27 protein-coding genes, 1 pseudogene and 1 riboswitch are annotated in these 24931 nt (G+C 60.1%); of the genes and pseudogenes, 17 read left to right on the plus strand and 11 right to left on the minus strand.

Annotation, left to right across the window (positions count from 1 at the left end; all coding sequences use genetic code 11):
* Window positions 1-30: 30 nt before the first annotated feature.
* A complete protein-coding gene (rimK, locus tag LD28_RS0100480) occupies window positions 31-927 on the plus strand; it encodes a 30S ribosomal protein S6--L-glutamate ligase (protein ID WP_033135074.1) in 897 nt (298 codons plus the stop codon).
* Window positions 928-1068: 141 nt separating this feature from the next.
* Here the strand turns inward: rimK and LD28_RS0100485 are convergent, their stop codons facing one another.
* Together LD28_RS0100485 and LD28_RS0100490 are read right to left on the minus strand one after the other, a co-directional pair.
* A complete protein-coding gene (locus LD28_RS0100485) occupies window positions 1069-2298 on the minus strand; it encodes a sensor histidine kinase (protein WP_033135075.1) in 1230 nt (409 codons plus the stop codon).
* A complete protein-coding gene (locus LD28_RS0100490) occupies window positions 2295-2963 on the minus strand; it encodes a response regulator transcription factor (protein WP_033135076.1) in 669 nt (222 codons plus the stop codon). Before LD28_RS0100490 ends, LD28_RS0100485 begins: the two co-directional genes overlap by 4 nt.
* A gap of 88 nt (window positions 2964-3051) precedes the next feature.
* Between LD28_RS0100490 and LD28_RS0100495 the strand changes: the two genes are divergently transcribed.
* From LD28_RS0100495 to LD28_RS0100540, 11 genes are all read left to right on the plus strand, one after another.
* Entirely contained in the window at window positions 3052-3474 is a 423-nt protein-coding gene (locus LD28_RS0100495) for a hypothetical protein (protein ID WP_033135077.1), read from the plus strand.
* A gap of 86 nt (window positions 3475-3560) precedes the next feature.
* Entirely contained in the window at window positions 3561-4046 is a 486-nt protein-coding gene (locus LD28_RS0100500) for a hypothetical protein (protein ID WP_050514228.1), read from the plus strand.
* Window positions 4047-4103: 57 nt separating this feature from the next.
* A complete protein-coding gene (locus LD28_RS0100505; protein WP_033135078.1) occupies window positions 4104-4619 on the plus strand; it encodes a MerR family transcriptional regulator in 516 nt (171 codons plus the stop codon).
* Between the two features lie 77 nt (window positions 4620-4696).
* Window positions 4697-4810: riboswitch (TPP riboswitch) on the plus strand.
* A 280-nt stretch (window positions 4811-5090) separates the two neighbouring features.
* The gene (thiC, locus tag LD28_RS0100510; protein ID WP_033135079.1) at window positions 5091-7082 is read left to right on the plus strand and encodes a phosphomethylpyrimidine synthase ThiC; all 1992 of its coding nucleotides are present in this window, start codon (window positions 5091-5093) and stop codon (window positions 7080-7082) included.
* The gene (gene thiE / locus LD28_RS0100515) at window positions 7079-8686 is read left to right on the plus strand and encodes a thiamine phosphate synthase (RefSeq protein WP_033135080.1); all 1608 of its coding nucleotides are present in this window, start codon (window positions 7079-7081) and stop codon (window positions 8684-8686) included. Before thiC ends, thiE begins: the two co-directional genes overlap by 4 nt.
* The gene (locus tag LD28_RS0100520; RefSeq protein WP_033135081.1) at window positions 8676-9470 is read left to right on the plus strand and encodes a HesA/MoeB/ThiF family protein; all 795 of its coding nucleotides are present in this window, start codon (window positions 8676-8678) and stop codon (window positions 9468-9470) included. Before thiE ends, LD28_RS0100520 begins: the two co-directional genes overlap by 11 nt.
* Window positions 9467-9673 (plus strand): sulfur carrier protein ThiS, encoded by a 207-nt coding sequence (gene thiS / locus LD28_RS0100525; protein WP_033135082.1) that lies wholly within the window; start codon window positions 9467-9469, stop codon window positions 9671-9673. The genes LD28_RS0100520 and thiS overlap by 4 nt, the downstream gene beginning before the upstream one ends.
* Window positions 9674-9758: 85 nt before the next feature.
* Window positions 9759-10526 (plus strand): thiazole synthase, encoded by a 768-nt coding sequence (locus LD28_RS0100530; RefSeq protein WP_033135083.1) that lies wholly within the window; start codon window positions 9759-9761, stop codon window positions 10524-10526.
* 158 nt (window positions 10527-10684) lie between these two features.
* Entirely contained in the window at window positions 10685-11803 is a 1119-nt protein-coding gene (gene thiH, locus LD28_RS0100535) for a 2-iminoacetate synthase ThiH (RefSeq protein WP_033135084.1), read from the plus strand.
* Window positions 11804-11953: 150 nt separating this feature from the next.
* Complete coding sequence (locus tag LD28_RS22760) at window positions 11954-12379, plus strand: hypothetical protein (RefSeq protein ID WP_156120054.1); 426 nt, start codon at window positions 11954-11956, stop codon at window positions 12377-12379.
* 16 nt (window positions 12380-12395) lie between these two features.
* Window positions 12396-14150 (plus strand): tetratricopeptide repeat protein, encoded by a 1755-nt coding sequence (locus LD28_RS0100540; RefSeq protein ID WP_156120055.1) that lies wholly within the window; start codon window positions 12396-12398, stop codon window positions 14148-14150.
* A gap of 18 nt (window positions 14151-14168) precedes the next feature.
* On the opposite strand, the gene LD28_RS0100545 is transcribed toward LD28_RS0100540, so the two are convergent.
* Genes LD28_RS0100545 through LD28_RS0100560 form a run of 4 tightly spaced genes read right to left on the minus strand, consistent with a single transcriptional unit; the run spans window position 14169 to window position 16098 of the window.
* Window positions 14169-14675, minus strand: coding sequence for a hypothetical protein (locus tag LD28_RS0100545; protein WP_033135086.1), 507 nt, complete (start codon window positions 14673-14675; stop codon window positions 14169-14171).
* Between the two features lie 4 nt (window positions 14676-14679).
* A complete protein-coding gene (locus LD28_RS0100550) occupies window positions 14680-15093 on the minus strand; it encodes a GNAT family N-acetyltransferase (RefSeq protein ID WP_033135087.1) in 414 nt (137 codons plus the stop codon).
* 28 nt (window positions 15094-15121) lie between these two features.
* Complete coding sequence (locus tag LD28_RS0100555; RefSeq protein ID WP_033135088.1) at window positions 15122-15757, minus strand: Vat family streptogramin A O-acetyltransferase; 636 nt, start codon at window positions 15755-15757, stop codon at window positions 15122-15124.
* A gap of 23 nt (window positions 15758-15780) precedes the next feature.
* A complete protein-coding gene (locus LD28_RS0100560) occupies window positions 15781-16098 on the minus strand; it encodes a DUF6968 family protein (protein ID WP_033135089.1) in 318 nt (105 codons plus the stop codon).
* A 349-nt stretch (window positions 16099-16447) separates the two neighbouring features.
* Here LD28_RS0100560 and LD28_RS0100565 point away from each other — a divergent pair, with 349 nt between their 5' ends.
* The 3 genes from LD28_RS0100565 (at window position 16448) to LD28_RS0100570 (ending at window position 19085) form a co-directional block, all read left to right on the plus strand.
* Entirely contained in the window at window positions 16448-17338 is an 891-nt protein-coding gene (locus tag LD28_RS0100565; protein WP_033135090.1) for a sensor domain-containing diguanylate cyclase, read from the plus strand.
* An 85-nt stretch (window positions 17339-17423) separates the two neighbouring features.
* Window positions 17424-17774, plus strand: a complete 351-nt coding sequence (locus LD28_RS22765) for a hypothetical protein (protein ID WP_156120056.1) — start codon at window positions 17424-17426, stop codon at window positions 17772-17774.
* Between the two features lie 36 nt (window positions 17775-17810).
* Window positions 17811-19085: an amino acid permease gene (locus LD28_RS0100570; protein ID WP_033135091.1), complete on the plus strand. Its 1275-nt coding sequence runs from the start codon at window positions 17811-17813 to the stop codon at window positions 19083-19085.
* Window positions 19086-19151: 66 nt separating this feature from the next.
* Here LD28_RS0100570 and LD28_RS0100575 read toward each other — a convergent pair whose 3' ends face one another.
* Window positions 19152-19790 (minus strand): exopolysaccharide biosynthesis protein, encoded by a 639-nt coding sequence (locus LD28_RS0100575; protein ID WP_033135092.1) that lies wholly within the window; start codon window positions 19788-19790, stop codon window positions 19152-19154.
* 251 nt (window positions 19791-20041) lie between these two features.
* On the opposite strand from LD28_RS0100575, the gene LD28_RS0100580 reads away from it, so the two are divergent.
* Window positions 20042-20665, plus strand: a complete 624-nt coding sequence (locus LD28_RS0100580) for an outer membrane beta-barrel protein (protein ID WP_033135103.1) — start codon at window positions 20042-20044, stop codon at window positions 20663-20665.
* A gap of 57 nt (window positions 20666-20722) precedes the next feature.
* On the opposite strand, the gene LD28_RS0100585 is transcribed toward LD28_RS0100580, so the two are convergent.
* A complete protein-coding gene (locus LD28_RS0100585) occupies window positions 20723-21646 on the minus strand; it encodes a GGDEF domain-containing protein (protein WP_033135093.1) in 924 nt (307 codons plus the stop codon).
* A 503-nt stretch (window positions 21647-22149) separates the two neighbouring features.
* Here LD28_RS0100585 and amt point away from each other — a divergent pair.
* Window positions 22150-23577, plus strand: a complete 1428-nt coding sequence (gene amt, locus LD28_RS0100590) for an ammonium transporter (protein WP_033135094.1) — start codon at window positions 22150-22152, stop codon at window positions 23575-23577.
* A gap of 96 nt (window positions 23578-23673) precedes the next feature.
* On the opposite strand, the gene LD28_RS0100595 is transcribed toward amt, so the two are convergent.
* From LD28_RS0100595 to LD28_RS23890, 3 genes and pseudogenes are all read right to left on the minus strand, one after another.
* The gene (locus tag LD28_RS0100595; protein ID WP_033135095.1) at window positions 23674-24141 is read right to left on the minus strand and encodes an outer membrane lipoprotein; all 468 of its coding nucleotides are present in this window, start codon (window positions 24139-24141) and stop codon (window positions 23674-23676) included.
* A gap of 118 nt (window positions 24142-24259) precedes the next feature.
* Window positions 24260-24736, minus strand: a complete 477-nt coding sequence (locus tag LD28_RS0100600) for a GNAT family N-acetyltransferase (RefSeq protein WP_033135096.1) — start codon at window positions 24734-24736, stop codon at window positions 24260-24262.
* A 113-nt stretch (window positions 24737-24849) separates the two neighbouring features.
* Window positions 24850-24931, minus strand: a pseudogene (locus tag LD28_RS23890) (nitrous oxide-stimulated promoter family protein); the annotation flags it as partial.

The following is a 24931-nucleotide window of genomic DNA, read 5'->3' on the forward strand; positions in this document are numbered from 1 at the left end:
TCCAGCCCGATTATCAGGTCTGTCATTTCCATGAAGATTGCCATTTTATCCCGTGAGCCGAAAAACTACTCCACCCGCCGTCTGGTCGAGGTGGCGCAGGCGCGCGGTCATCAGGTCGAGGTGCTCGACACCTTGCGCTGCTATATGAATATTGCTTCCCACAACCCCTCCATTCACTACGAGGGTGGGGAGCTGGGAAGTTATGACGCCGTGATCCCCCGTATCGGGGCCAGCATTACCGCCTACGGCACCGCCGTATTGCGCCAGTTCGAGATGATGAACACCATGGCGCTCAACAGCTCGGTGGCCATCAGCCGTTCCCGCGACAAGCTGCGGGCGATGCAACTGCTCTCTCGCCACGGCATCGGCCTGCCCATCACCGGCTATGCCCACAGCACCCACGACGTACCCGACCTCATCACCATGGTAGGCGGGGCGCCGCTGGTGGTGAAACTGCTGGAGGGAACCCAGGGGATTGGCGTGGTGCTGTGCGAGACCCAGAAAGCCGCCGAGAGCGTGATCGAGGCCTTTATCCAGACCAACAACAACATTCTGGTGCAGGAGTATATCCGCGAGGCCAATGGCGCCGACATCCGCTGTCTGGTGGTCAACGGCAAGGTGGTGGCCGCCATGCGCCGTCAGGCCCAGCCGGGGGAGTTTCGCTCCAACCTGCACCGTGGTGGTACCGCCGAGGCGATCAAGATCACCCCGGAAGAGCGTGCCACCGCCGTGCAGGCCGCCAAGATCATGGGGCTGGATGTGGCGGGGGTGGATATCCTGCGCAGCGCCCGCGGCCCGCTGGTGCTGGAGGTCAACTCCTCCCCCGGTCTGCAAGGGGTGGAAGCCGCCTCCGGCAAGGATGTAGCGGGCAAGATCATCGAGTACCTCGAACTCAAGGCGAGCCGCAAGAACAAACCGGCGGAGTGAGCCTCGGGCTTGCAGCCGTCAGATAAAAACAGGGCGCCCTCGGGCGCCTTGTTGCTATCTGGCTGGTGGGCAGCGGTCTTGCCGGGGAGTGTCTGTTGTCTCCCTTCTCCCCTTGCGGGAGAAGGGCCGGGGATGAGGGGGCTATGCCTTTGTGGGTTCGCTGGTGATCATCACCAGCCGGGCGCTGAAAATTCCGTCCTCCAGCCGGGTGTCGATCTGCCAGCCCAGCTTCTCGCAGATGCGCTGGATGATGGTGAGGCCGCAGCCGTAGCCAAGGATCTGATCCGGCGCAGCCGCCGTCGGGTTGCTGATGGTGAGTACCGGGCCGCACAGTTCGATGTCGATATGGCCATCGGCGTAGCTCAGGGCATTTTTCAGCAGGTTGCCGAGGGCAATGGCGAGCAGGGAGAGGGGGGCGTTTACTTCGCTGCTCTCGTCCAGGTTCAGCCTGATATCGAGGGCTTCCCGCTGCAACAGCGGGGCGAGGCGGGCCAGCTCCTGACGGATCAGCGGGGTGACCTGTTGCAGCGGCCGCTCCACTGCCTCCTTGCGGCCCAGCAGCAGGAAGGTCTCGGTGAGCAGCGCCATCTCGTCAGCGGCGGCGCGGATGCGGCTGGTGGCGCGGGCGGCCGGAGTGGGCAAGTCCGTCACCTTGCCGAGCAGGGCGGCCGAGCCCTGGATCACCATGTTGGGGGTGCGCAGCTCGTGGCTGGCGAAGCGGCTGAACTCTTGCTCGCGGGCGAACACTGCGCTCACCTCCTGTTTACCGGCCAGCAGCGCCAGCTCGATATCCCGCAGCTCCTGCCAGGGGGCGTCGGGCTCGAAATCCGCCTGATCCGGGGTGAGGTGGGCGACCCTGTGTTGCAGCCGTTGCAGCGGCCCGGTGATATGGCGTACCAGCCAGATGCCGAAGCCGAGGCAGGCGAGCAGCAGGGTCACCCCGATCAGCCGGGTCGCCAGATGCAGCTTGTCTTCGTAGGGGTCGAGGTAGTCATCGGCGTCATCGTTGAACACCAGATAGAGCATCCCCTTGCCGGAGGGGTGGCGTGCCACCAGAAAGTGTTTGTCCTCCTTGCCCAGCTGATGCTCGAAAAAGCCGGGGGTCTGGTAGGGCTTCAGCCACTTGGGCAGGCGGCCCGCTTCGGTCCAGTAGCTGGAGAACTGGCGCGGGCTGGGCGCTGCGGCCGCCGGGCCGAGTCGCAGCCAGTCATCGCTGTAGCGGGTCACTTCCGCCTCCAGCCAGTGGCGCAGGCTCAGCTCCTCCATCTTGTCTTCGGCCACCAGCATCAGGCCGGAGAGCAGGATCAGCAGCACCACCCCGGCGCCCCCGAGCGCCATGATCAGGCGGCGGCGCAGGCTCGGCAGGCTCATGCGCTCACCAGTCGGTAACCTTGCCCATGCAGGGTCTCGAGCATGGGGGTGGGGAAGGGTTTGTCCAGCGCGTTGCGCAGGGCGTAGATGTGGCTGCGCAGGGCATCGGAGTCGGGCTCTTCATCCCCCCAGACGGTGTCGAGCATCTCCTGACGGCTGACGATGGCGGGGGCGCGGCGGGCCAGCAGCGCGAGGATCTGGAACGGGATCTTGCCGAGCTTGAGGGGCTCACCGGCGCGGGTGGCCCGGCCGCTGGCGACATCGACCGTCAGATCGCCAAAGCAGATGGCCCCCACATCGCCGCGCGGACCGCGCAGACTGAGGGCTTGCAGCCGCACCTCCAGCTCCTCCATAGCGAACGGCTTGACCAGATAGTCATCGCCCCCCGCCTTGAAGCCCGCCAGCTTGTCTTCCAGGCTGTCGCGGGCGGTGAGAAAGAGCACCGGGGTGGCGATCCCCTGCTCGCGCAGGCGGGCTACCGTGCTGAGGCCATCGAGCCGCGGCATCATCACATCCATGATGATGACGTCGAAACGCTGCTCCTCCAGCAGTTGCAGTGCCGCCTGACCGTGATAGGCGCAATCGAGGCGGTGACCGGCCAGCTCCAGATAATCCATGATGGTTTCCGCCACCTGAGGATTGTCTTCCACTACCAAAATCTTCATGCTTTGCTCTCCTGGTTGGCGAGCGTTTCACGCTCTTTTCACACCGGATACGGCATCCTGTTTGCCAGTGTAACCCCGAGGATCCCCGATGAAGAAGTCTATCTGCGCCCTCCTGTTGCTGATCTTGTTGCCACTTGGCACCGCACAGGCGACCGAATTCAAGCTGACCGGCCGCACCACCTGGCAGCTTGGCCAGTTGATGGTCAACGGCATGCCATTTGTGATCGACGACCAGACCCGTTTCAAGGATTGGCTCAACGAAGATGATCTTGGCGGCACCTGGGTCGAGATGAAGGGGGTGGTGGAGAACGGCGTGCGCTATGTGCGCAAGGTCGAAGCCCTCGACGAAGATGACAAGGACGAGATGGATCTGGAGGGGCCGGTCGAAGGGGGACGGATCTGGGGCTACACCACCTCGGACAACAGCCTGACCCCTTTTGAAGGGCGTTGGCTCGAGCTGGAGTGCAAGTTTGACGGCATGCGCCTGAGTCGCTGCCGCGAGGATGACTGAGCCGATCTTCTGCTTCCCGAGTAGAAATGATCCCGATTGAAGCCCATGCTTGTCCAGCATGGGCTTTTTGTTCAGGGACGAACGAGATGGAACAGAGGACAAAGTGGTGTGCGTGGCTGTTCGGGTTACCGCTCTGTGCCGCGCAGGCGATGGCCGACGAGCTGTGGCTGGTGGAGCTGGAGCACAGCGATGGCATCCGCCTGCAATTTCAAGGGGCCGAGGTGGAGCAGGGCAGTGCCGCCGTCTGGCGGCAGGGGCAGATTTGGCGGCAGCCACTCAAACCCGGCGACCAGCTCTCCCTGCTGGTGGCCGACGGGGTTGCCACCCGGATTGAGCTGCTGGCCGCCAGAGCATCGCTGGCCAATCAGCCCTGGCAGCGGGCGCAAGATCGCCTGCAATCCTTCGATGAGCGGCACCTCACGCTGGCTGCTCTGGGCACTGTGCCACTCAACCCGCAGGTGCGCTGGGTCAACGGTTCGCCCGCCGATCTGCACGAAGGGAGCGAGCTGGTGCTGACCCGCGACGAACAGGGTCACTTAAGCGAAATCCTGGTGGTCAATCCGGAGGAGTAGTTGACCCGTCTACGATAGGCGGGTTTATCCTCTGCCCGTTGGATGAAGGAACCCCCTATGTTGACGATTACCCGGCTGGCCAGAGAACTGGGCCTGAGCCGCACCACCCTGCTCTATTACGAACGTCTCGGTCTGCTGCTTCCTGCCCTGCGCGGGGAGAACGGCTATCGCCGCTATGGCGAGGCGGAGCTGGAACGGGGGCGGCAGATCGCCAGCTTTCGCGCCATGGGGCTGCCGCTCGAAGAGATCGGCACCCTGCTGGCGGCGAGGCAGGAGAGCCACTCCTGCCTCGATGGTCACCTGCTGCGACTGGAGCAGGAGATCGCCGAGCTGAGGCGTCAACAACGGGCCATCATCCTCTATCGCCAACAGACAGACGAGGAGATCCCCATGGTAGATAAAGCACGCTGGGTTGCCATCATGCAGGCCGCAGGCATGACCGAAGAGATGATGCGCAACTGGCATATCCAGTTCGAGAAGATGGAGCCACAGGCCCATCAGGAATTCCTTGAATCCCTACAGATCCCTGCCGCGGAGATCGCCGCGATCCGCACCTGGTCGCGCGGTGAGTAACCCCGTCTGACCACAGCACCGGCCGTTGACCCATATTGTTAACGGCTTGTGCTTTAGATTTTCACCCTTATACTGGCGCCATCTTGTCGGAGTGCTGACCGTCGAACGACGCGAAGCTGAGACCGTTAATTCGGGATCCGTGGAACCTGATCAGGTTAAAACCTGCGAAGGGAAACAAGGGTAACTTGCGGGTTGCCGCGCCGGAGGAGGAACAAGCCTCTTCCGCTCATCGAAGGGATCACCCTTGATGGGTCAGGGCGCACAGGAGGGAGTCTGTCCCGTCCGGTTGTCCAGCACGTGGGGCGCCTTGCCCACAGCGTGCAGAGAGCGGGAAGCGGCAGAACAGCAGAGCGGAGATCCATCCCGCGTGCGCTCCCTCCTGATATAAACACCCCGCCGCAAGTTCATCTTCTCCTCGAACTCCAGACAAGCAAACACCCATAACTTCAACCAGTTAATGTGAGTTTTGCTATGTCTACTTCTGTATCTGATACCGCCAAATCCAGCCGCCGCGAGCAGCGCTCCAGCGCCCAGGCCTTTATCGACAGCCTCAAGGGGATGGCTCACCCCAACTCCCGCCGCATCTTTATCGAAGGCTCCCGCGCCGATATCCGGGTACCCCTGCGTGAGATCCAGCTGGCCGACACCTTCGTCGGTGGCACCAAAGACGATCCCAAGTTCGAGCCCAACGAGCCGGTGCCGGTCTACGACACCTCTGGCCGTTACGGGGAGGAGGGGGTCGCCATCGACGTGCGCCGCGGCCTGCCGCGCCTGCGGGAAAACTGGGTGCTGGAGCGGGGTGACACCGACGAACTGCCGGGACTCAGCTCTACCTTCACTCAGGAGCGGCTGGCCGACGAGGGGCTGGATCACCTGCGCTTCGAGCACTTGCCAAAGCCGCGCCGCGCCAAGCCGGGTCGCCGGGTTACCCAGCTGCACTATGCCCGTGCCGGCATCGTCACTCCCGAGATGGAATTTATCGCCATTCGCGAGAACATGGGCCGCGAGCGGGTGCGCTCCGAACTGTTGCGTACCCAGCATCCGGGCCGCGATTTCGGTGCCCGTTTGCCCCAGAACATCACCCCCGAATTTGTGCGCGATGAGGTGGCTGCCGGTCGCGCCATCATCCCCAGCAACATCAACCACCCGGAAGCGGAGCCGATGATCATCGGCCGCAATTTTCTGGTGAAGATCAACGCCAACATCGGCAACTCGGCGGTCACCTCCAGCATCGAAGAGGAGGTGGAGAAGCTGGTCTGGTCTACCCGCTGGGGCGCGGACACCGTGATGGATCTCTCCACCGGCCGCTACATCCACGAGACCCGCGAGTGGATCCTGCGCAATAGCCCGGTGCCCATCGGTACCGTGCCCATCTATCAGGCGCTGGAGAAGACCAACGGCATCGCCGAAGACCTCACCTGGGAGCTGTTCCGCGATACCCTGCTGGAGCAGGCCGAGCAGGGGGTGGACTACTTCACCATCCACGCCGGCGTCTTGCTGCGCTTCGTGCCGATGACTGCCAAGCGCCTCACCGGCATCGTCTCGCGCGGTGGCAGCATCATGGCCAAGTGGTGCCTCTCCCATCACAAGGAGAACTTCCTCTACCAGCACATCCGCGAGATCTGCGAGATCTGCGCCGCCTATGACGTGGCGTTGTCGCTGGGCGACGGTCTGCGTCCGGGCTCCGTCTATGACGCCAACGACGAGGCCCAGTTCGCCGAGCTGCGCACCCTGGGTGAGCTGACCAAGATCGCGTGGGAGTACGACGTGCAGGTGATGATCGAAGGGCCGGGTCACGTGCCGATGCACATGATCGAGCGCAACATGACCGAGCAGTTGGAGCATTGCCACGAGGCGCCTTTCTATACGCTGGGCCCGCTCACCACCGACATCGCGCCGGGTTACGATCACTTCACCTCCGGCATCGGTGCCGCGCTCATCGGCTGGTACGGCTGCGCCATGCTCTGCTACGTCACCCCCAAGGAGCATCTGGGGCTGCCCAACAAGGAGGATGTGAAGCAGGGGCTGATTACCTACAAGATTGCCGCCCACGCCGCCGATCTGGCCAAGGGTCACCCGGGCGCCCAGATCCGCGACAACGCCATGTCCAAGGCGCGCTTCGAGTTCCGCTGGGAGGATCAGTTCAATCTGGCCCTCGACCCCGACACCGCCCGTGCCTACCACGACGAAACCCTGCCGCAGGAGTCCGGCAAGGTGGCTCACTTCTGCTCCATGTGCGGGCCCAAGTTCTGCTCCATGAAGATCACTCAGGACGTGCGCGACTACGCAGCAAAGCTGGAGGCCGTTGAGATCAAGCTGGTCGGCATGGATGGCCAGCAGGAGCAGGTGGTGGCTCAGGTGGCGAGCGGCATGGCCCGCATGGCGGAAACTTTCAAGGAGACTGGCGGCGAGATCTACCATCAGGCGGCGGCGCTGAAACAGGCCGCAGGGGAGGAGGCGTGAGCAGCGCAAGCGGGGCTGTCAGCCCCGCCGATCTGCTGCCTGTGACGGACTCCCGCCCAGTTGTCTGGACCATCGCCGGTTCAGACTCCGGGGGCGGCGCCGGTATTCAGGCCGATCTGCACACCCTGCACGACCTCGGCGTCCACGGCTGCTCGGTCATCTCCGCCATCACCGCCCAGAACTCGGTGGCGGTGAAGATGGTTGACCCCGTGCTGATGCAGACCTTCACCGCCCAGATCGACGCCCTTGGCGTCGATCTGCCGCCTGCCGCCATCAAGATCGGCCTGCTGCCGACCCGGCTTCACGTTGAGGTGCTGGCCCGCCGACTGGCTGCCATCGAGGCTCCCTTCGTGGTCTACGACCCGGTGGCCATCGCCAGCACCGGCACCCCGATGGCGGAGCCCAATATGCTGGAGGCGGTGCGCGAGCAGCTGTTACCGCGCCTCTCCTTGATCACCCCCAACGGCCCCGAGCTGGAAGCCCTGACCGGCTTGCCGGTCAGCAGCCCCGAACTGGTGCGCCTTGCCGCCCGCCGCCTGCGCGAACTCGGCGCCCGCGCCGTGCTGGTCAAGGGGGGCCATCTGGAGTGGAGTGGCGATCTCTGCCTCGATTACTACCAGGATGAGACCCGCGAATTCTGGCTGGCGGCGCCGCGCCTCGATACCCGTCACGGCCACGGCACCGGCTGCTGTTACGCCAGCGCCATCGCCGCCGTAGTGGCGCAGGATTATCCGGTGGAGGACGCCATCACCCTGGCTCGTGCCTACCTGCAACAGGGGCTGGCGGCGGCGCAGGGAGTGGGCGCAGGCCCTGGCCCCATCGCCCATCTTGGCTGGCCGAACAATCTTGCCCACTTCCCCCGCGCCGTGTTGGCGGGCTCAACCCTCGACTGTCGTTTCGGACTTTATGAGACAAGCAGCACCCGCCTGCCGGATGGCCCCTTTGCGCCGACCGAACACAACCTCGGTCTCTATCCGGTGGTCGATTCGGTCAAGTGGCTGCGCCGCCTGCTGGGGCAGGGGGTCAAGACCATTCAGCTGCGGATCAAGAATCTGCCCGCCGCTCAGGTGGCGCCGGCCATTCGTGATGCGGTAGAGCTCGGTCGCCGTCATGGGGCGCGGCTCTTTATCAACGACTACTGGCAGCAGGCCATCGAGGCGGGCGCCTGGGGCGTGCATTTGGGGCAGGAGGATATGGAGACCGCCGATCTCGCTGCCATTCAGGCGGCCGGGCTGCGCCTTGGCATCTCCACCCACGGCTACTTCGAGCTGATGCGGGCGCGCGAACTGGCGCCCTCCTATATCGCGCTCGGCCATATCTTCCCGACCAACACCAAGGCGATGCCCTCCCGCCCGCAGGGGCTGGTGCGGCTGCATCGCTACCGCGCCCTGATGTGCGACTGGCCGACGGTGGCCATCGGCGGCATCAGCGAGGAGCGGGTGGCGGCGGTCAAGGGGAGCGGGGTGGGCAGTATCGCGCTGGTCTCGGCCATTACCGGAAGCCGAGATTGGCAGGGGGCGACCGAGCGGCTGCTCGAGGCCGTGGGAGCGGGGGATGAGCCGCGCTCGACCACTGTTATGCGGGAGGTGGAGCATGCTCTCTGATGAGGCGTCTCTTAGTGACAAAGAGTATCTGCGATACGGCCGCCAGCTGATGCTGGCGGAAGTGGGGGAGGCGGGTCAGGCACGGCTCAAGGATAAATCGGTGCTGATCGTCGGCCTCGGCGGGCTCGGCTCGCCGCTCGCTCTCTATCTGGCTGGCGCCGGTGTGGGCACCTTGTGGCTGGCCGATGGCGATACGGTCGATTCCAGCAACTTGCCGCGCCAGATCCTGTTCGACTCCGAGGCGGTCAACCACTCCAAGGCGGAGCTGGCCCGTGAGCGGTTGGCCGCCCACAACCCGCTGGTGGAGCTGATCGCCATCAACCAGCGGCTCGATGCCGCCAGCCTGCCGGAGTTTGTGGCCGAGGTAGATCTGGTGATCGACTGCTGCGACAACCTCGTCACCCGCCAGGCCATCAACGCCGCCTGCGTGGCTCAGGGCAAGCCCTGGATCTCCGCCGCCGCAGTGGGCTGGCAGGGGCAGCTGATGGCGCGCACAGGTACGGATCACGCCTGCTACGCCTGCCTCTATCCGCTGGATACCAAGATCAAAGAGAGCTGCGAGACCAGCGGCGTCACCGGCCCGCTGGTAGGGGTAATGGGCTCTTTGCAGGCGCTGGAGGCACTGAAACTGCTGCTCGGGATGCCGAGCCCGGTCGCCGGCACATTGCGCCGCTTCGATGCTTTGACCCATCAGTGGCAGACCCTCACCCTGGCTCCCGACCCCGATTGCCCGGTTTGCGGGCAGCGCCGATGCCCGACACACGATAAGGAGATCACCCCATGACCCTCACCATTCGACTCAACGATAAAGCCCAACCGCTGGCGGCAGGGCAGAGCGTGGCCGAGCTGCTGGCGGCGCAAGAAGTTAATCCACAGGGAGTGGCTATAGCCCTTAACGGCGCCGTGCTGCCCCGAGGCCGCTGGGCCGAGACTCGTCTCAATGACGGAGACGAACTTCACCTCTTCACCGCCATTGCCGGAGGCTGACCCATGATGCTCGCAGTCCCATCTTCGCGTGCTCTGCCTTGCGGCGGGGCCTCATCTCTTCTTACCACCGTGGCGGGAGGCTGACATGCTCAAGATTGCTGATCACACCTTCTCATCGCGCCTCTTTACCGGCACCGGCAAGTTTGCCCGCCCTGACCTGATGGCCGCCGCCATCGAGGCAAGCGGCTCCCAACTGGTCACCATGGCCATCAAGCGGCTCGAACCGGGCAAGGCCCACGACGATATCCTCAGCCCCTTGCTGAAACTCGGGGTCAAGCTGCTGCCCAACACCTCCGGCGCCAAGACCGCCGCCGAGGCGGTATTTGCCGCCCATCTCGCCCGCGAGGCGCTGGGAACAAATTGGCTCAAGCTGGAGATCCACCCCGATCCGCGCTATCTACTGCCCGACCCCATCGAGACGCTGAAAGCCGCCGAGCAGCTGGTGAAAGAGGGTTTTGTGGTGCTGCCCTACTGCGGTGCTGACCCTGTGCTCTGCAAGCGGTTGGAAGAGGTGGGCTGCGCCGCCGTGATGCCGCTTGGCGCGCCGATTGGTTCGAATCAGGGGCTGGTGACCCGGGAGTTTCTCGCCATCATCATCGAGCAGGCCAATGTGCCGGTGGTGGTGGATGCGGGCATCGGTGCGCCGAGCCACGCCGCCGCCGCCTTTGAGCTGGGGGCCGATGCCGTGCTGGTCAACACCGCCATCGCGGTGAGCGGCGACCCGGTCGCCATGGGCCGCGCCTTTGCGCTGGCCTGTACCGCCGGGCGCAGCGCCTATGAGGCGGGCCTCGGCGCCCGCGCCCTGCAGGCGCAAGCCTCCAGCCCGCTCACCGATTTTCTGGGGGCGTTATGAGTCAGGGAATTGCTATCACTGGGGGAGATTCTTCCTCCCCTCTCGACTCTTCACAAAATAAGGGAGAGGAGTTGGGGGTGAGGGCAGAGGCAGATTCGGTGCTTGAAGGGGACGAGCCCTGCGCTCCTCCCCCTCCCAAGGGGGAGGCCGGGAGGGGGTTGGATTTTGCCAATCGTTGGCAGGAGCTGGAGTGGGACGATATCGGCATGCAGATCCGAGCCAAGACCGCCGCCGATGTTGAGCGGGCGCTGGGTTCACCCCGCCGTACCCTGGCCGATTTTATGGCGCTGATTTCCCCTGCCGCCGAAGTCTATCTGCCGCAGATGGCGGCCGAGGCCGAGCGGCTGACCCGCCAGCGCTTTGGCAACACCATCGGCTTCTATGTGCCGCTCTATCTGTCGAACCTCTGCGCCAACGACTGCACCTACTGCGGCTTCTCCATGAGCAACCGCCTCAAGCGCAAGACCTTGAATACAGAGGAGATTGAGCGCGAGTGTCTGGCCATCAAGGCGCGCGGCTTTGACAGCGTGCTGCTGGTGACCGGCGAGCACGAGCACAAGGTGGGGCTCGCCTATTTTCGCGAGGTGATGCCCATCATCCGTCGCCACTTCAGCACGGTAGGGATGGAGGTGCAGCCCCTCTCGCAGGCCGAATATGCCGAGCTGAAAACCCTCGGCCTCGACGCCGTCATGGTCTATCAGGAGACCTACCACGCTCCCACCTACGCCCGCCACCATCTGCGCGGCAACAAGCAGGACATCGCATGGCGCCTCGCGACACCGGATCGGCTCGGCCGCGCCGGTATCGACAAAATCGGCTTGGGGGCGCTGATCGGTCTCTCCTCGGATTGGCGCGCCGACAGCTACTTTGTCGCCGAGCATCTGAGCTGGCTTGAGCGCCACCACTGGCAGAGTCGCTATTCGCTCTCCTTCCCGCGCCTGCGCCCCTGCACCGGTGGGCTGGAGCCTGCCGTGGTCATGTCGGATCGCCAGCTGGCCCAGCTGATCTGCGCCTGGCGCCTCTTCTCGCCCACGTTGGACTTGTCGCTCTCCACCCGCGAGTCCGCCACCTTCCGCAACGGTGCGGTGCGCCTTGGCATCACCCAGATGTCGGCCGAGTCGCGCACCCAGCCGGGAGGCTATGCCGAGGGGGATAAAGAGGAGCTGGAGCAGTTCGCCATCCACGACGACCGCCCGGTGGGGGAAGTGGCCGCCGCCGTGCGGCAGGCCGGGTTGCAGCCGGTGTTTAAAGATTGGGAACCCTTTTTGGGTCGTTAACGACGTTTACACCTGTGGTAACAGACAGCGGCAAGCAGATCGGAGGGGCAGATCCCCGCCACTGCTTGCCGCTTTGCTTTGTTTGCACCAACAGGATTGTTTCTCTGGCGCAACGATGATTCTTGATATCGTTTCGCCAGTGCAAAAATCGTGGCTGCAGCTCAGCTTATCGCATGGGTCATTGCGACCATTAGCAATGGCCGATTTGGGGGAAAGGGGTGGCCGGTGGCGGCTATTCAGAGCAAAGCTCGGCAGATAAGTGCGCCGATAAGCCCTAATGTGACAAGGGGGGATACCTGCGTGCCGCTCATAGCATCCGGTATGTCTGAGATTACTAGGCCAAATGGCAATCTATCGATACTGGTGTGGGGATCGCATTTTTTAGATAAAACTGCGGGCCTGCCGAAACTTTTCCATTTACCAGATGGTTTTTATGTCAGAGAAACAGTAAATTGCATGCTCAGTAATTTATCTGACCTATACAAATATGACCATGCCTCCATTGTTTTTACGTATTCATTACCTGAAAATATTGTTTTTTATCTGTCTGATATGTTTTTTTATTCCGGTATCTAATGCATCAACAAAGCATTTGGCTGAAACTGACACTACAACTAATCAGTTAATTGGCGCAATGTTTACAAACCAGCAGATGCAGATTGAGACGGTCAAAGAACAACAAAGACTGGATCTTGGAAGGTTATACGATAAGTTGTCTGATATGGACAGCCGTGTAGAAAATTTCCAAGCTGATTTGAACAGTCAAAAACAGGTTGTTGAGTCTAGTCGACAGGAGATTGCAGCGGCAGGAAAGCGAATTGATGACTCTCTAATATATGCAGGTCAGAGCTTAGACCGTTTTGGGCTTGGGATTACTATTGTTTTAGCTGTAGTTGGTTTTGTTGGATACTTTTCCTTTGCTGATAAAACAAAGCGAGAGGCTGAGAGTGTTGCAAAGCAATGGTTTGAAAACCAGGCACTTGATCTCCAAGTTCAGATAAATGAATTACAACGAGAGGTCACATCTGCTAGGAGTAAAATAACATCTCATATCGATGAATTTGAGAGGTTTGCCGAAGATGCAAAGGCAGAAATACAGCGAAATGGAGATGTTGGCACTTCAGTTCAGCAGGATGAAGCATTTGATTTATCCCCTGTGGTAAAACAACGAGCGGACTTGCTCAAAGATATCCCCGTTAGCCGTTATAGATATGATGACTGGAACTTGCTTGCTTACACATCCTATACAAATAAAGAGTTTGAGGAAGCTGCACTTTATTGGTTGAGCGCTTCGAAATCTATTGAGGCAAATGATGTTGAAGTTGCAAGTGCACTTTATAACAGAAGTGTGGCACAAGGTCATTTAAACCAGATTGAAGTGGCTATTAGCACAATTGATGAATTAGTTAGACGATTTGGTAATGCGTCTACATTCGCATTGAAAGAATATATTGCTAAAGCCTTACTGAATAAGGGGGTGTATCTCGGTCGTGGAAATAATTTTGTTGCCGCTACAAAAGTTTATGAGGAAGTGATTAACCTTTTTGGTGATGAAACTGATGTAGTACTAAAAGTACAAGTTGCAAATGCACTGGCTTACAAAGGTGCTTTACTCGTACAACAAGAAAAAATAGATATGGCCGTGGACGCGTATGAAGAAATAATTTGTCGCTTTAGTAGTGAGCTTGATCTTTCACTGCAAGTTGTTGTGGCTAAATCTTTTGTAAATAAAGGGGTTTTACTGGCGAGGAACAATCAGGTCGATGATGCGGTCGCAACCTATGAAGAGGTAGTCCGGAAATTTGATTGTATGGAACAGCTCGACTTTAAAATAATTATTGCAAAAGCTTTAGTTGGCAAAGGAAACTTGCTAAAAAATAGCGCTGATCTTGTAGAGGTCATTCGCCGTTTTGGAGACGCGACCGAGCCAGAGCTGAAAGAACAGATCGCTTATGCATACAACGGTATAGGTTTTGAGAATTTATGTAAAGGTAAGCTCATTTTAACCATGGGTAATTTAATTGAAGCTAGCATTCAGTTTAATAAAGCTCTTGGTGATCTTAATAAAGCTTTAACCTATCTAAATGCTGAGCAGTTGAATGGTTTTATTTTGGGCAATAGGGCTTATACATTAGCTTTACTTGGTGAGGTTAAACAGGCAGAGGATGTATTTTTATCAGCACTATGTGCCCCTGTAGGTGGCGGGGAGGCGTTATACAAAGCAACACTGAATGATTTTGACATTCATCCTGTACCTCAGGATGAAAAAATTAAGAAATTGGTTGAGCGGCAGTGGGAAAATTGGTCTTCCAAGCAAGGCAGTAGGTCAGATGATGCTGTTTCATGATATCTGAAGCCAACTCCTTCATAAGCTGAGCTGATTGAGGTACTTGGTTAGTGAAAAGGGCAGAGCAAATTCCTTCATCCCGGCCAATCTATCCAACTCTGCTTGGCCGACTTGCTGCAACTGAGCTTGTTGGGCGGGAGTGAGCGTTGTTGCTCTCGCCTTGATCAAAGTGTTCAGAAAAGTGCTATCACCCTCAACCGCCTGATGAAACGCCTTGATCGCCAGCGCATCCACTTCTGCTGCGGTGCAGCGCTCCATGCTTTTCTCATGCAGATAGATCAGCACGGTCGTCTGTTGTTCCTTCTCCAGTGACCAGAAGGGGTCGCTTTTTGCGGGCAGTATGGCGCTGTGTTGTGACTTGATCGCTTCACATCGCTCAAATGCCGGATCCAGATCGTGTAGTGACAGGGCAAAGGCGCTGGAGCTGGTTGCAAGCAGCGCAAAGAGCAAGGCAAGGCGTCTGTAGAAGGAGAGACTCCAGCTACCCGGCGCCTTGTCTATTGCAGGGCTGTTGCGGCTGTTCATCGGCTTATGACTGCTTTTTCAGAAAGTAACTGATATGCCCCGGCGGCATATCGGGCAGCTGGCCAAAGACCTCGTAACCCTGTTTCTGGTAGAAGGGGAGGGCCTGAAAGCTGGTGGTTTCCAGATGGTAGTTGGTGATGCCCTTGCTTTGGGCGTACAGCTCCATGGCGCCGAGTAGGTGGCCGCCCCAGCCATCGCGGCGGATGCTTTCGTCGACCCAGAGTCCTTCGATATGGAGCCAGCCCCATTTTATCTCACCCAGAATTCCGCCCCGCACAGCCCCGTCTTCATCCTTGATAAAGCTGGCGATCCGTTCGCGTAGCAGTTGGCCGGTGATGGCCTCGTTGAAACCGTTCAGGCCATTGCGTAGGGCCTCGAACTCATTGTCTTGGGGTGGCTGTGGTGTGGTTAATTGCATAGTGCTTCCTGCTTGATGGTGGTTGTTTCTAACGGATTGCCGCTTCCAGCGCGGCTATCTCGCCGCCGCTGATAAGCGGCAGATGGCGGCTGATCTGCTCCACCGGCCAGTCCCACCAGGCGATGGCGTTGAGACGGGCAATGGTGTCGTCGTCGAAGCGGTAGCGGAGCAACTTGGCGGGGTTGCCACCGACCACGGCATAGGCGGGCACGTCGCCGGTGACCACCGAGCGGGCGGCGATAATGGCGCCGTTGCCGACCTTGACGCCGGGCATGATCAGGGCGTCATAGCCAATCCAGACATCGTTGCCGATGACGGTATCGCCCTTGTAGGGGAGGCTGCCCGGGGCGGGTGCGGCATGTTCCCAGCCGTTGCCGAAGATAAAGAAGGGGTAGGTGGAGAAGCCGGAGGTCTGGTGGTTGGCGCCGTTCATGATGAACTTCACCCCGCGGGCGATGGCGCAGAACTTGCCGATGATGAGCTTGTCGCCGATGAAGGGGAAGTGGTAGAGGACGTTGCGCTCGAAGCCCGCCGAATCCTCCGGGTCGTCGTAATAGGTGTAGTCACCCACCTCGATATTGGGCCCCTTGATGGTGTTCTTGATAAAGCACACCTGGGGAAAGCCGTTCATGGGGTGGGGATTGGCGGGATCGGGTCCGTGCATCTGGTCTCCTTGGATTGGCCGGGCTAGAGCGCCGGGAAGTAGCAGGCGCTCATGTCGATGGGGTGATCGGGGCTGCCGGGCAGATAGAATTGCCAGCCCGCATCGGAGAAAGCGCGCAGTTCGGTCTCGACAAATTTGATGGCGAGGCTCAGGGCCTGCAGGCTGTCGACGCCGTAGATGAAGGTCTTGTCGCTCAGCCCCGCCAGCTTCACCTTGCAGCGCCAATCACCGCTGGCGGACTTGGGGTCCGGCTCAGGGGCCTTGATGGCGATCTTGAGGATGAGCTGCTCCCCTTCGGTGCTGATGGCGTCGAAACGGGCGGTGACGATGGCGTTTTTCATCTGGCGATTCCTTTTCCTTGGTACAGCCCCTGCGGTTGCGGGGGCTGGCATCCCTGATGGCCGATGAGGCGAAAATGTAGGCTCAGGAGGGCCAGCGTAAATGAACTTGTGAGTTGAAACAATGAGATATCCGCGACCGGATGAGGGCGCTGTGGCTACTGTGAGCAGGCACCGGGTCGGGGGCGGGGCGCGCTGGCAACCCCTGCTGGCCGAGACGCTGGCGGGCTGCTAGATGTAAAGGATTGTTGGCTATGGCGGTAAAATAACCATCTGCGTCGATGAGGGCAGTTGAGTCCCCTTGAGGCAGAATATCTTTTCCCCTGTTTGATGCTGAAGTACAGGAGTCCCCATGGCGCTTTCGGTAACCCAGCTTTATGAAGTGATTGCCCAACTGCCAGATCCCATCTTTATCCTCAGTGAAGATGGCTATTACGTGGAATATATCGGCGGCATGGAGCATCAATCCTACCACGATGGCAATCCGCTGGCGGGCAAGCAGCTGGCCGATGTGCTGCCGCCCGAGATGGCTGCGTGGGTCAAGGCGCAGGTGGCCGAGTCGCTGGCGAGTGGTCAGGTGCGGGTGGTGGAGTATGAGCTGGCCGCAGTCGAGGTGGGGGGGATCAATGCCGCCGTCGGGCCGCAAGGGGTGCAGCGTTTCGAGGGCAAGATTGCGCCGCTTCCCTCCCTCTATGACGGCAAGCGGGCGGTGGCCTGGGTGACCCGCAATATTACCCGCCAGTTCGAGTTACAGCAGCGGCTCCAGCGCCAGAGCGAAACCGACCAGCTGACCGGCCTCTACAACCGCCGTTTTTTCTTCGATCACTGCCAGCAGTTGCGGGCAGGGGAGGCGCCCTGCGGCCTTATCATGCTCGACATCGATCACTTCAAACAGATCAACGATCGTTACGGTCATCAGCAGGGAGATCGGGCCTTGCAGCGCTTCAGTCGTTGCATCGATGCCCTGTTGCGGGCGGACGACCTCTTTGTGCGCAGCGGTGGCGAGGAGTTTCTGATCCTGCTGCCACGGACTGATGAAGCCGGTTTACTGCAGATGGCGGAGCAGATCCGCGCCGCCGTCGAAGCGCTGCCTGCCGATCCGGTCGCCATGACGGTCAGTCTGGGCACGACTCTGGTGCCGCCGGAAGAGGAGATCAATCAGGCGCTGGCTCGGGCCGACGAGTGGCTCTATCGGGCCAAGCGGGCAGGTCGCAACCGGGTGGCGCACTGCCCGGCGCGCTGAGTATCTCGAGCCTTTGGCTGGTCAGAAATGAGCTGATCTGTTGCCATTAACAATTTAATGATATGGCTATCAACTGGTGAGAAAGTTGGCCGGATTATTTAACTCATATTCCTCTGGCTATGGTGTTAATATTATCGGCCTGATCGCTGGTCTTATTTGTGTTGTTGGGCAACAGGATGAGGTTTTATCGGTATGTTATCAAACAGGCTTGAATTGGGTTTTGGATGACGAATGTGATACATCTCGTTGTCTTTTGAAACAATCCGATTCAAACAGTCATGAATTATTAACCTTGACCGGGATAGCGATTTCAACGATGGTAGCGTGGCAGCTCCGTTTCCCTCTGGTGGCCCTGTTGGCCGCTGGCGGCGTTGTTTTTTCCAGGTGCAGGGCGATATGCAACGACATATCTCCAGCCTGTTATTCAGGCCAATAAAAATAATGATGACAGACTAATAAGGTATATATTGCAATGAGTGTTTCTATTGCTGAAAAGAGTAACCCTGTTTCAAAATTGAAATGGGAGAAAAGCGATTCGGTATGGACCATGGGCTTATATGCCACTGCTGTCGGTGCCGGTACGTTATTTCTCCCTATTACTGTTGGCAGTAATTCCCCGGTTATTTTGCTGTTTATTTTATTGCTGGCTTTTCCGCTCTCTTATTATTCCCACCGGGCATTGAGCCGTTTTGTGCTCTCCAGTTCCCATCGGGAAGGGGACATCACCCATGTGGTGGAGGAGCACTTCGGTGCCAAGGCGGGCAAGCTGCTGATGCTGGTCTATCTGATGGCCTTCTACCCCATCATTCTGGTCTACAGCATCTCCATCACCAATGCGATCCAGAGCTTTGTGGTGCACCAGCTGGGCAACGCCGAGCTCCCGCGCGGCTTGCTGGTGCTGGGGGTGATGCTGGGTCTGCATCTGATCCTGCTGGCAGGCAAGCAGATCGTGGTGTCGGCCATCAGCGTGCTGGCACTGCCGATGGTCGCCTTCCTGATCGGTCTCTCTGTCTATCTGCTGCCCCAGTGGAGCCTCTCCTATTTCAGCGAGAGTCAGGCGGTGGATTGGCGTGATCCTGCGTTCTGGAAATCCCTCTGGCTGATCGTGCCGGTGATGGTGTTCTCGTTCAGCCATGCCCCCATTATTTCCTCCTTCAGCGCGGCACAGAAGAAGCGCGGTCAGGAGAGTGCCGACCTGCGCGCCAAGCGGATCATCAAGTGCAGCAGCCTGCTGATTTGCGGCAGCGTGCTCTTTTTCGTGGTGAGCTGCGTGATGAGCCTGAGTCAGGCCGAGATGGCGCTGGCCCGCACCGACAATATCTCTGTGCTGTCGGCGCTGGCGAACAAGTTCTCCAACCCGTTGATCGCCTATGTGGGGCCGCTCATCGCCATTCTGGCCATGTCCAAATCCTTCCTCGGCACCTCCATGGGGGTGAGCGAGGGGACGGTGAGCATGGTGAGCGGTGCCTGTCAGGGGCTGGGGCTCTCCCTCAAGGAGTCGACCATCGCCCGGGTGTCCTCGGTGATCCTGTTTATGGTGACCGCCGTCATCACTTATCTGAACCCCAATGTGCTCGACATCATCGAGCGCGTCAGTGGCCCGCTGATCGCGGTGATCCTGTTTCTGCTGCCAGCCTGCTCCATCTATCGCTTGCCCGCACTCAAGCGCTATCGCGGGCCGAGTACCCTTTTTGTGTTGGTGATGGGGCTGCTTGCCATCTCGGCCCTTATCTACGATCTGCTTTGACCGGGCGGTATCCCGCACAAATCAAAAAGGGCGACCATCTGGTCGCCCTTTTTCTTGGCGTCGGGGTTAGCCGAGCAGGCCGGTGGCGCTCTGGCCCGCCATCAGCAAGCCGATGGCCAGCGCGCTGAACCAGATCAGGGTTGCGCTCACCAGCAGATAGCCGCTGGCGACGAACAGGCCGTCTCGCTGCAACATGCCGGTGCAGAGCAGCAGGATGGCCCAGGCGGGCATGGCATTGGTGAACGGGATGGCGCCAAGGGGCAGCATCAGCAGCAGGGCGGCCAGCATGATCAGCAGGCCGTTGCAGCGGTTGACCGTGCTGCTGCCGGTTAGCAACAGCAGACGCGGGCGGATAACGCGATCGATGCGGGCCAGCAGATCCGCCCCCTTGTGCAGGGTCGGCTTGAGCTGGTCGGCGGCGAAGCGGCGCTCCATCAGCATGGCGGGCAGCCAGGGCACCCGGTTGAGGGTGATGCCGATGCCGATAAAGAGGATCAGCAGGCCAAACGGGGTACTGACGCCGGGGATGGAGACCGGCAGCAGGAAAGGGACGGTGAGCAGCACGCAAAACAGCAGCATCCCCTGTTCCCCCACCAGCGCGAGCATCTGGCGCAGGCTGATGTGGCTCTCGTCGATGGCGTGCGCGGTGGCCCGCAGGGTATCCGCGAGGGTGGTTTTGGGGTCGTTGAGTTGCGCGGCAACCATTCCCTGATCTCCTGTTGAGTGGTGATAAAGGGCCCCGATGACCCGATTTGGCGCCAGCATACGTGGCAGAGGTTAACCGTCGATGAATGGTGGCAGGGGCGCATAGCTGCGCCAGTGGGGTGGATCGGCAGGGCCTTTGGCGAGGGATAAATCCCGCGATGAAAGTGATCCGGTACAGCCGCCGTTTAGGATGGGCGCAGGATGCCTCTGGTATGCTTTCTGCACAATCACACAGGGAGCAGGGGACGATGATGAAGAGAGTCGGGATAGGGATGATGGGGCTGTTGCTGCCACTCGGGCAGGCCTGGAGTGGCGAGGCTGCGACCACATCCGGTTGGCAGGTGACGCCGTTTTTCGGCTACAGCTCAGCCATCGATTTCGAGAGGAGTGACGAGGTGGCGGCGCCGGTGTCGCGCTCCGCTTCGCTTGATTCACTGCAGGGGCAGGGCTCCGGCAACTGGGGCCTCTTTATCAGCAAGGAGGTGGATGATCCGGGCATGATTGAGCTGCTCTACAGCCATCAGTCCACCACCCTCTCTCCCGACCAGCCGGATCGCCTGACGGTGGATACCCTGCACTTTGCCGGTGCGCTGACCCTCGCTGACAACCTGATGGCACCCTATATCGGCGCCGGGATCGGGGTGACCCGCTTTGCCGCCTACGACAGCGAGGTGACCCCTTCCATGTCGCTGGCGCTCGGGGTACAACCGCGCCTCGCCGAGCATCTGGCGCTGCGGGCCGAGGTGCGCGGCTATGGCTCGCTGGTCAACGATAACAACCAGTTTCTCTGCAACCCGGAGCAGTGCGTGTTCAAGGTGCGCGGGGAGCTGGTGACCCAGTGGCAGGCCAATATCGGTCTTACCTTCCGCTTTTAGGAGGGGAGAGTTTCATCCGCTATGTTGCACCGAGACCGGTAATCAACCGGCAGATACTCAGCCTCCATTGGTGGTCGGAGTGGCCCACACGGCGCAGTTTCTGCCCGCCTCCTTGGCACCATAAAGTGCCTGATCCACCCGTTTGAATAGCGAGACCGCCGACTCTTGCTGTTCACGGATGCCGAGCCCCAGGCTGACTGTCAGGGGATGGGCCGGGTCGGGGGCGATGGTGCGCGTTGCCGCCAGCAGGGTGCAGGCCAGTTGCTGCAATTTTACTTCGTTGCCGACGGGCAGCAGCAGGGCAAACTCTTCACCGCCGACGCGGGCCGCCAGCGCCTCGGGCGGGCAGTGCTGTTGCAGCAGCTCGCCAAACTGCTGCAACACCCCATCCCCGATATCGTGGCCGTAGTTGTCATTGATCACCTTGAAGTGATCGAGATCCAGCAGGATGAGGGCGTGGCACATCCCCTGCTCCAGAAACAGCTGCTGATGAAAGTAACGCCGGTTTGGCAGCCGGGTCAGATCGTCAAACAGCGCCTGCTCTCTGAGCTGGGTATTGATGTGGAAGAGGTGGTGCATGGTGCTCAGGATGCCGATGCTGCTGAGCAGGATGCCGCAGGAGCGCAGCAGATCCTCGGCATAGATGGCGATCCACAGCGGTTGCTGCACGATCTCGTCCATGACATCCAGACTGGCCCCCAGCAGCCACAGTATCAAACCGCAGGAGAGCAGGCGGTAGGTGGTGGTGGGGAGATGGGCGCACTGCACCACCCAGAACAGGAACAGCATGGTGAGCCAGTTGATCACTTCAAAACTGAAGCTGATGGCGTGAAAGCGTTCAAAGGAGAAGTGGGGCAGCAGCCAGAGATGCAGGAGCATGATGGCCAGCATCAATACCCCCAGCAGCACGATGTGGGCTCGATGCTCCCCATCGAGATGGTGGTAGTGGGAGAGGCTGATATCGAGACGGTCAAGCTGCATGGTGTTCCTCGGATTGGGCCTGCCATCACCTTGCGAACAAGGATCTGCGTAATGGTGCGCCGTAGTCAGATAACAGGAAACGACTGGTCTGACAGTGTAAACGAGCTGACCCGCAAAATGTGATATTGATGGCATCAGCCTGTGGACTGGCTCCGGGGTTGCGCACTTCTGGTGCGCCAGTGACTGGTTGCCCTGTCACAGAGCGGGCGAGTTCAGGTTAGCGCAATCGCTGCGCCATTTTGGTGCAAATTGGCATCATGTCCAAGTTAATACATTGATTATAATGGGTTTATATTTGTGGCCCACTTTATGCTGTTCTTCTGTCAGACGGTCTCTGGTGGTCATCAGCAGTCGAAGTAGTGACGCTGACGTACAGAGATATCCCCGTGCCGGGCACGGGTGTGATTCTGGCGGGTTGCAGCAACACCTTGCGGCTTGCCACAGATTCAATCAGGGAAACGGAGCCGGTCTCGTACCGGTACGACAGGGAAGGAGAGTGCTCTATGGTCAAAAAATGGATGATGGCGGGTCTGACGATGTTGCCTGCCTTGCTGGTTACCCCAAGTTGGGCCGAAGAGGTCGCTCAGGTGCAGGCTGCGGTGGCACCGGTTGCCACCATGACAATCAACAAGGGTGACAACACCTGGATGCTGCTCTCTGCGGCGCTGGTGATCCTGATGTCGATCCCCGGTCTGGCACTCTTCTACGGTGGTCTGGTGCGGGCCAAGAACATGCTGAGCGTGCTGATGCAGGTCTTTACCCTGTTCTGCCTCATCTGCGTGCTCTGGGTGATCTACGGTTACTCGCTCGCCTTTACCGAGGGCAACAGCGTCTACGGATCCTTCAGCAAGGTGCTGCTCAAGGGGGTCACCCCTGACTCCATCGCAGCCACCTTCAGCAAGGGCGTTGGCATCAGCGAGTTCATCTATGTGGTGTTTCAGGGTGCCTTTGCCGCCATTACCTGCGGTCTGATCGTCGGCGCCTTTGCCGAGCGCATCAAGTTTGCCGCCGTGCTGCTCTTCTCGGTGATCTGGTTCACCTTCGCCTACATCCCGCTGGCCCATATGGTGTGGTACTGGGCGGGTCCGGATGCTTATACCAGCGCCGATGCGGCTGCCGCTGCAACCGCGACTGCCGGTTATCTGTTCCAGCATGGTGCACTCGACTTTGCAGGCGGCACCGTAGTGCACATCAACGCCGCGGTGGCGGGTCTGGTGGGTGCCTATCTGGTGGGCAAGCGTCTGGGCTACGGTCGTGATCCCATGACTCCCCACAGCCTGACCATGACCATGATCGGCGCCTCCCTGCTCTGGTTCGGCTGGTTTGGCTTCAACGCCGGTTCCGCACTGGAAGCCAACGGTATCGCCGCACTCGCCTTTATCAACACCTGGGTCGCTCCGGCTGCGGCCGCTTTGTCATGGACCTTGGCCGAGTGGGTGATGAAAGGGCGACCCTCCCTGCTGGGTGCGGCATCCGGTGCGGTGTCCGGTCTGGTGGTGATCACCCCGGCAGCCGGTTTCGTCGGAGTTGGCGGTGGTCTGGTGATGGGCCTTATCAGTGGCGTGGCAGGTCTGTGGGGCGTGCACGGTCTCAAACGTCTGCTGGGTGCCGACGACAGTCTGGACGTGTTCGGCGTGCACGGGGTGTGCGGTATTCTCGGCGCCCTGCTGACCGGCGTCTTTGCCAGCCCGGATTTGGGCGGTACCGGGGTGTGGGACTATGTCACCAATCAGGTGGCCGAGGGCTACTCCATCCTGGCTCAGGTGAAGATCCAGGCCATCGGGGTGGGTGTTACCATCCTCTGGTCCGGTACCGTGGCGGCGATTGCCTTCAAGGCGGTCGATATGCTGGTGGGTCTGCGGGTGAACGGCGATGCCGAGCGGGAAGGGCTGGATGTCACCTCCCACGGCGAGAAGGCTTACAGCATGTAATCCCGAACGTCAGACAACAAAAAACCGCCGGAATCGGCGGTTTTTTTATGGCTCGAGCGCGGTGGCGCGTTTAGTTCGCACTCTTAGTTCGCACTCTTAGTTCACGACGGCCACGTTGATGCTGCCGTTGCCCTGGGTCATGCGGACACGGGCACCCGGTCTGAAAGTGGGGCTCGCTTTCTGCACGACCACGATGGCTTCGCCATTCTCTTTCTTGATCTCCAGCTCGACGCCGTCGACCTGATTCATCTTGTTGCCGATGGCGTTACCGGCTGCGGCACCGGCGATGGCGCCGCCTGCGGCTGCGATGTCGCGGCCGGTACCGCCACCGATGGTGCTACCCAGCAGGCCGCCGACCACGGCGCCGCCAATGGTGCCCACCAGGGAGTTCTCATCGGCCTGGATCTTCACCGGGCGGGTGGAGAGGATGGTGCCGTAGCTGACGGTCTGTACCTGTTTGGCGCGGTCTTTGGTGTAGACATCGCCAGAGTAAACGTCACTGTTGGCGCATCCGGTGATGGTGGTCGCTGCCAGCAGGGCAATAAGGGTCATACGCTTCAACATGGTGGGCCTCCTGGGCTGCACGTAATTTGAACAATCCGGTTGATGAGCAGACTTTACTCCAACCCCGTCACACATGAAATCGGCAAAATGTAACCAATTATGCGTTCTGTAACCGGTTTTATCCTTGAATCGCAGCTGTATCGGTGAGCTTTTTGACCAGCACCAGCCGATCCTCGCCGGGGCCGAAATAGTCGGCCACCTCCTCCTGCAATGTGTAACCGAGCCGGTAGTAGAGGCGCTGGGCCGGATTGGCCGGGTCGACCGTGAGCTGCAATTCGCTGATCTGCAGCGCCTGCTGGTTGGCCTCCATCTGGCGCATCATCCGCTCCGCGAGGCCAAAACCGCGCGCCTCGGGCAGTACCGCCAGCGAGAGCACCCACCCTTTGGTTCGCTCCTGACCGACGCCACCCAGCACATAACCCACCAGATGGCCTTCGTATTCGGCCACCAGCAGCAGTTCAGGCCAGAGATCCATCGCCTGACGGAAGAAGAAGGCGGGATAGACATCTTCGCCAAAGACCTTGGCATCGATCTGCCAGATGGCATGCATGTCGGTATGGGTGGCAGTGCGTAGCAGGGGCGGGTTGTGGTGCATCAGGACTCCATCGGCAGCAAGCGGATCAGCAAAGCCGCTGACCTCAGGGTCAACGGCAGAATAAGGAGTCATAGGGTAGTGGTCATCCCCTGCCGGATGCAAGGGATTGGCGGTTATGGCGGCAGGGGGCGACTCTGGGGCAGTTTGGGGGCTTTGCGCCAGCCGTCGAGCAGATGGCGCAGGGTGAGCCAGGGG

The organism is Aeromonas finlandensis, from assembly GCF_000764645.1.
Lineage (GTDB): Bacteria > Pseudomonadota > Gammaproteobacteria > Enterobacterales > Aeromonadaceae > Aeromonas > Aeromonas finlandensis.

Coding starts and splice junctions, on each gene's coding strand:
- rimK (WP_033135074.1), top strand. CDS start 31: ATGAAGATTGCCATTTTATCCCGTGAGCCGAAAAACTACTCCACCCGC.
- LD28_RS0100485 (WP_033135075.1), bottom strand. CDS start 2,298: ATGAGCCTGCCGAGCCTGCGCCGCCGCCTGATCATGGCGCTCGGGGGC.
- LD28_RS0100490 (WP_033135076.1), bottom strand. CDS start 2,963: ATGAAGATTTTGGTAGTGGAAGACAATCCTCAGGTGGCGGAAACCATC.
- LD28_RS0100495 (WP_033135077.1), top strand. CDS start 3,052: ATGAAGAAGTCTATCTGCGCCCTCCTGTTGCTGATCTTGTTGCCACTT.
- LD28_RS0100500 (WP_050514228.1), top strand. CDS start 3,561: ATGGAACAGAGGACAAAGTGGTGTGCGTGGCTGTTCGGGTTACCGCTC.
- LD28_RS0100505 (WP_033135078.1), top strand. CDS start 4,104: ATGTTGACGATTACCCGGCTGGCCAGAGAACTGGGCCTGAGCCGCACC.
- thiC (WP_033135079.1), top strand. CDS start 5,091: ATGTCTACTTCTGTATCTGATACCGCCAAATCCAGCCGCCGCGAGCAG.
- LD28_RS0100520 (WP_033135081.1), top strand. CDS start 8,676: ATGCTCTCTGATGAGGCGTCTCTTAGTGACAAAGAGTATCTGCGATAC.
- thiS (WP_033135082.1), top strand. CDS start 9,467: ATGACCCTCACCATTCGACTCAACGATAAAGCCCAACCGCTGGCGGCA.
- LD28_RS0100530 (WP_033135083.1), top strand. CDS start 9,759: ATGCTCAAGATTGCTGATCACACCTTCTCATCGCGCCTCTTTACCGGC.
- LD28_RS0100545 (WP_033135086.1), bottom strand. CDS start 14,675: ATGAACAGCCGCAACAGCCCTGCAATAGACAAGGCGCCGGGTAGCTGG.
- LD28_RS0100550 (WP_033135087.1), bottom strand. CDS start 15,093: ATGCAATTAACCACACCACAGCCACCCCAAGACAATGAGTTCGAGGCC.
- LD28_RS0100555 (WP_033135088.1), bottom strand. CDS start 15,757: ATGCACGGACCCGATCCCGCCAATCCCCACCCCATGAACGGCTTTCCC.
- LD28_RS0100560 (WP_033135089.1), bottom strand. CDS start 16,098: ATGAAAAACGCCATCGTCACCGCCCGTTTCGACGCCATCAGCACCGAA.
- LD28_RS0100565 (WP_033135090.1), top strand. CDS start 16,448: ATGGCGCTTTCGGTAACCCAGCTTTATGAAGTGATTGCCCAACTGCCA.
- LD28_RS0100570 (WP_033135091.1), top strand. CDS start 17,811: ATGAGTGTTTCTATTGCTGAAAAGAGTAACCCTGTTTCAAAATTGAAA.
- LD28_RS0100575 (WP_033135092.1), bottom strand. CDS start 19,790: ATGGTTGCCGCGCAACTCAACGACCCCAAAACCACCCTCGCGGATACC.
- LD28_RS0100580 (WP_033135103.1), top strand. CDS start 20,042: ATGAAGAGAGTCGGGATAGGGATGATGGGGCTGTTGCTGCCACTCGGG.
- LD28_RS0100585 (WP_033135093.1), bottom strand. CDS start 21,646: ATGCAGCTTGACCGTCTCGATATCAGCCTCTCCCACTACCACCATCTC.
- amt (WP_033135094.1), top strand. CDS start 22,150: ATGGTCAAAAAATGGATGATGGCGGGTCTGACGATGTTGCCTGCCTTG.
- LD28_RS0100595 (WP_033135095.1), bottom strand. CDS start 24,141: ATGTTGAAGCGTATGACCCTTATTGCCCTGCTGGCAGCGACCACCATC.
- LD28_RS0100600 (WP_033135096.1), bottom strand. CDS start 24,736: ATGCACCACAACCCGCCCCTGCTACGCACTGCCACCCATACCGACATG.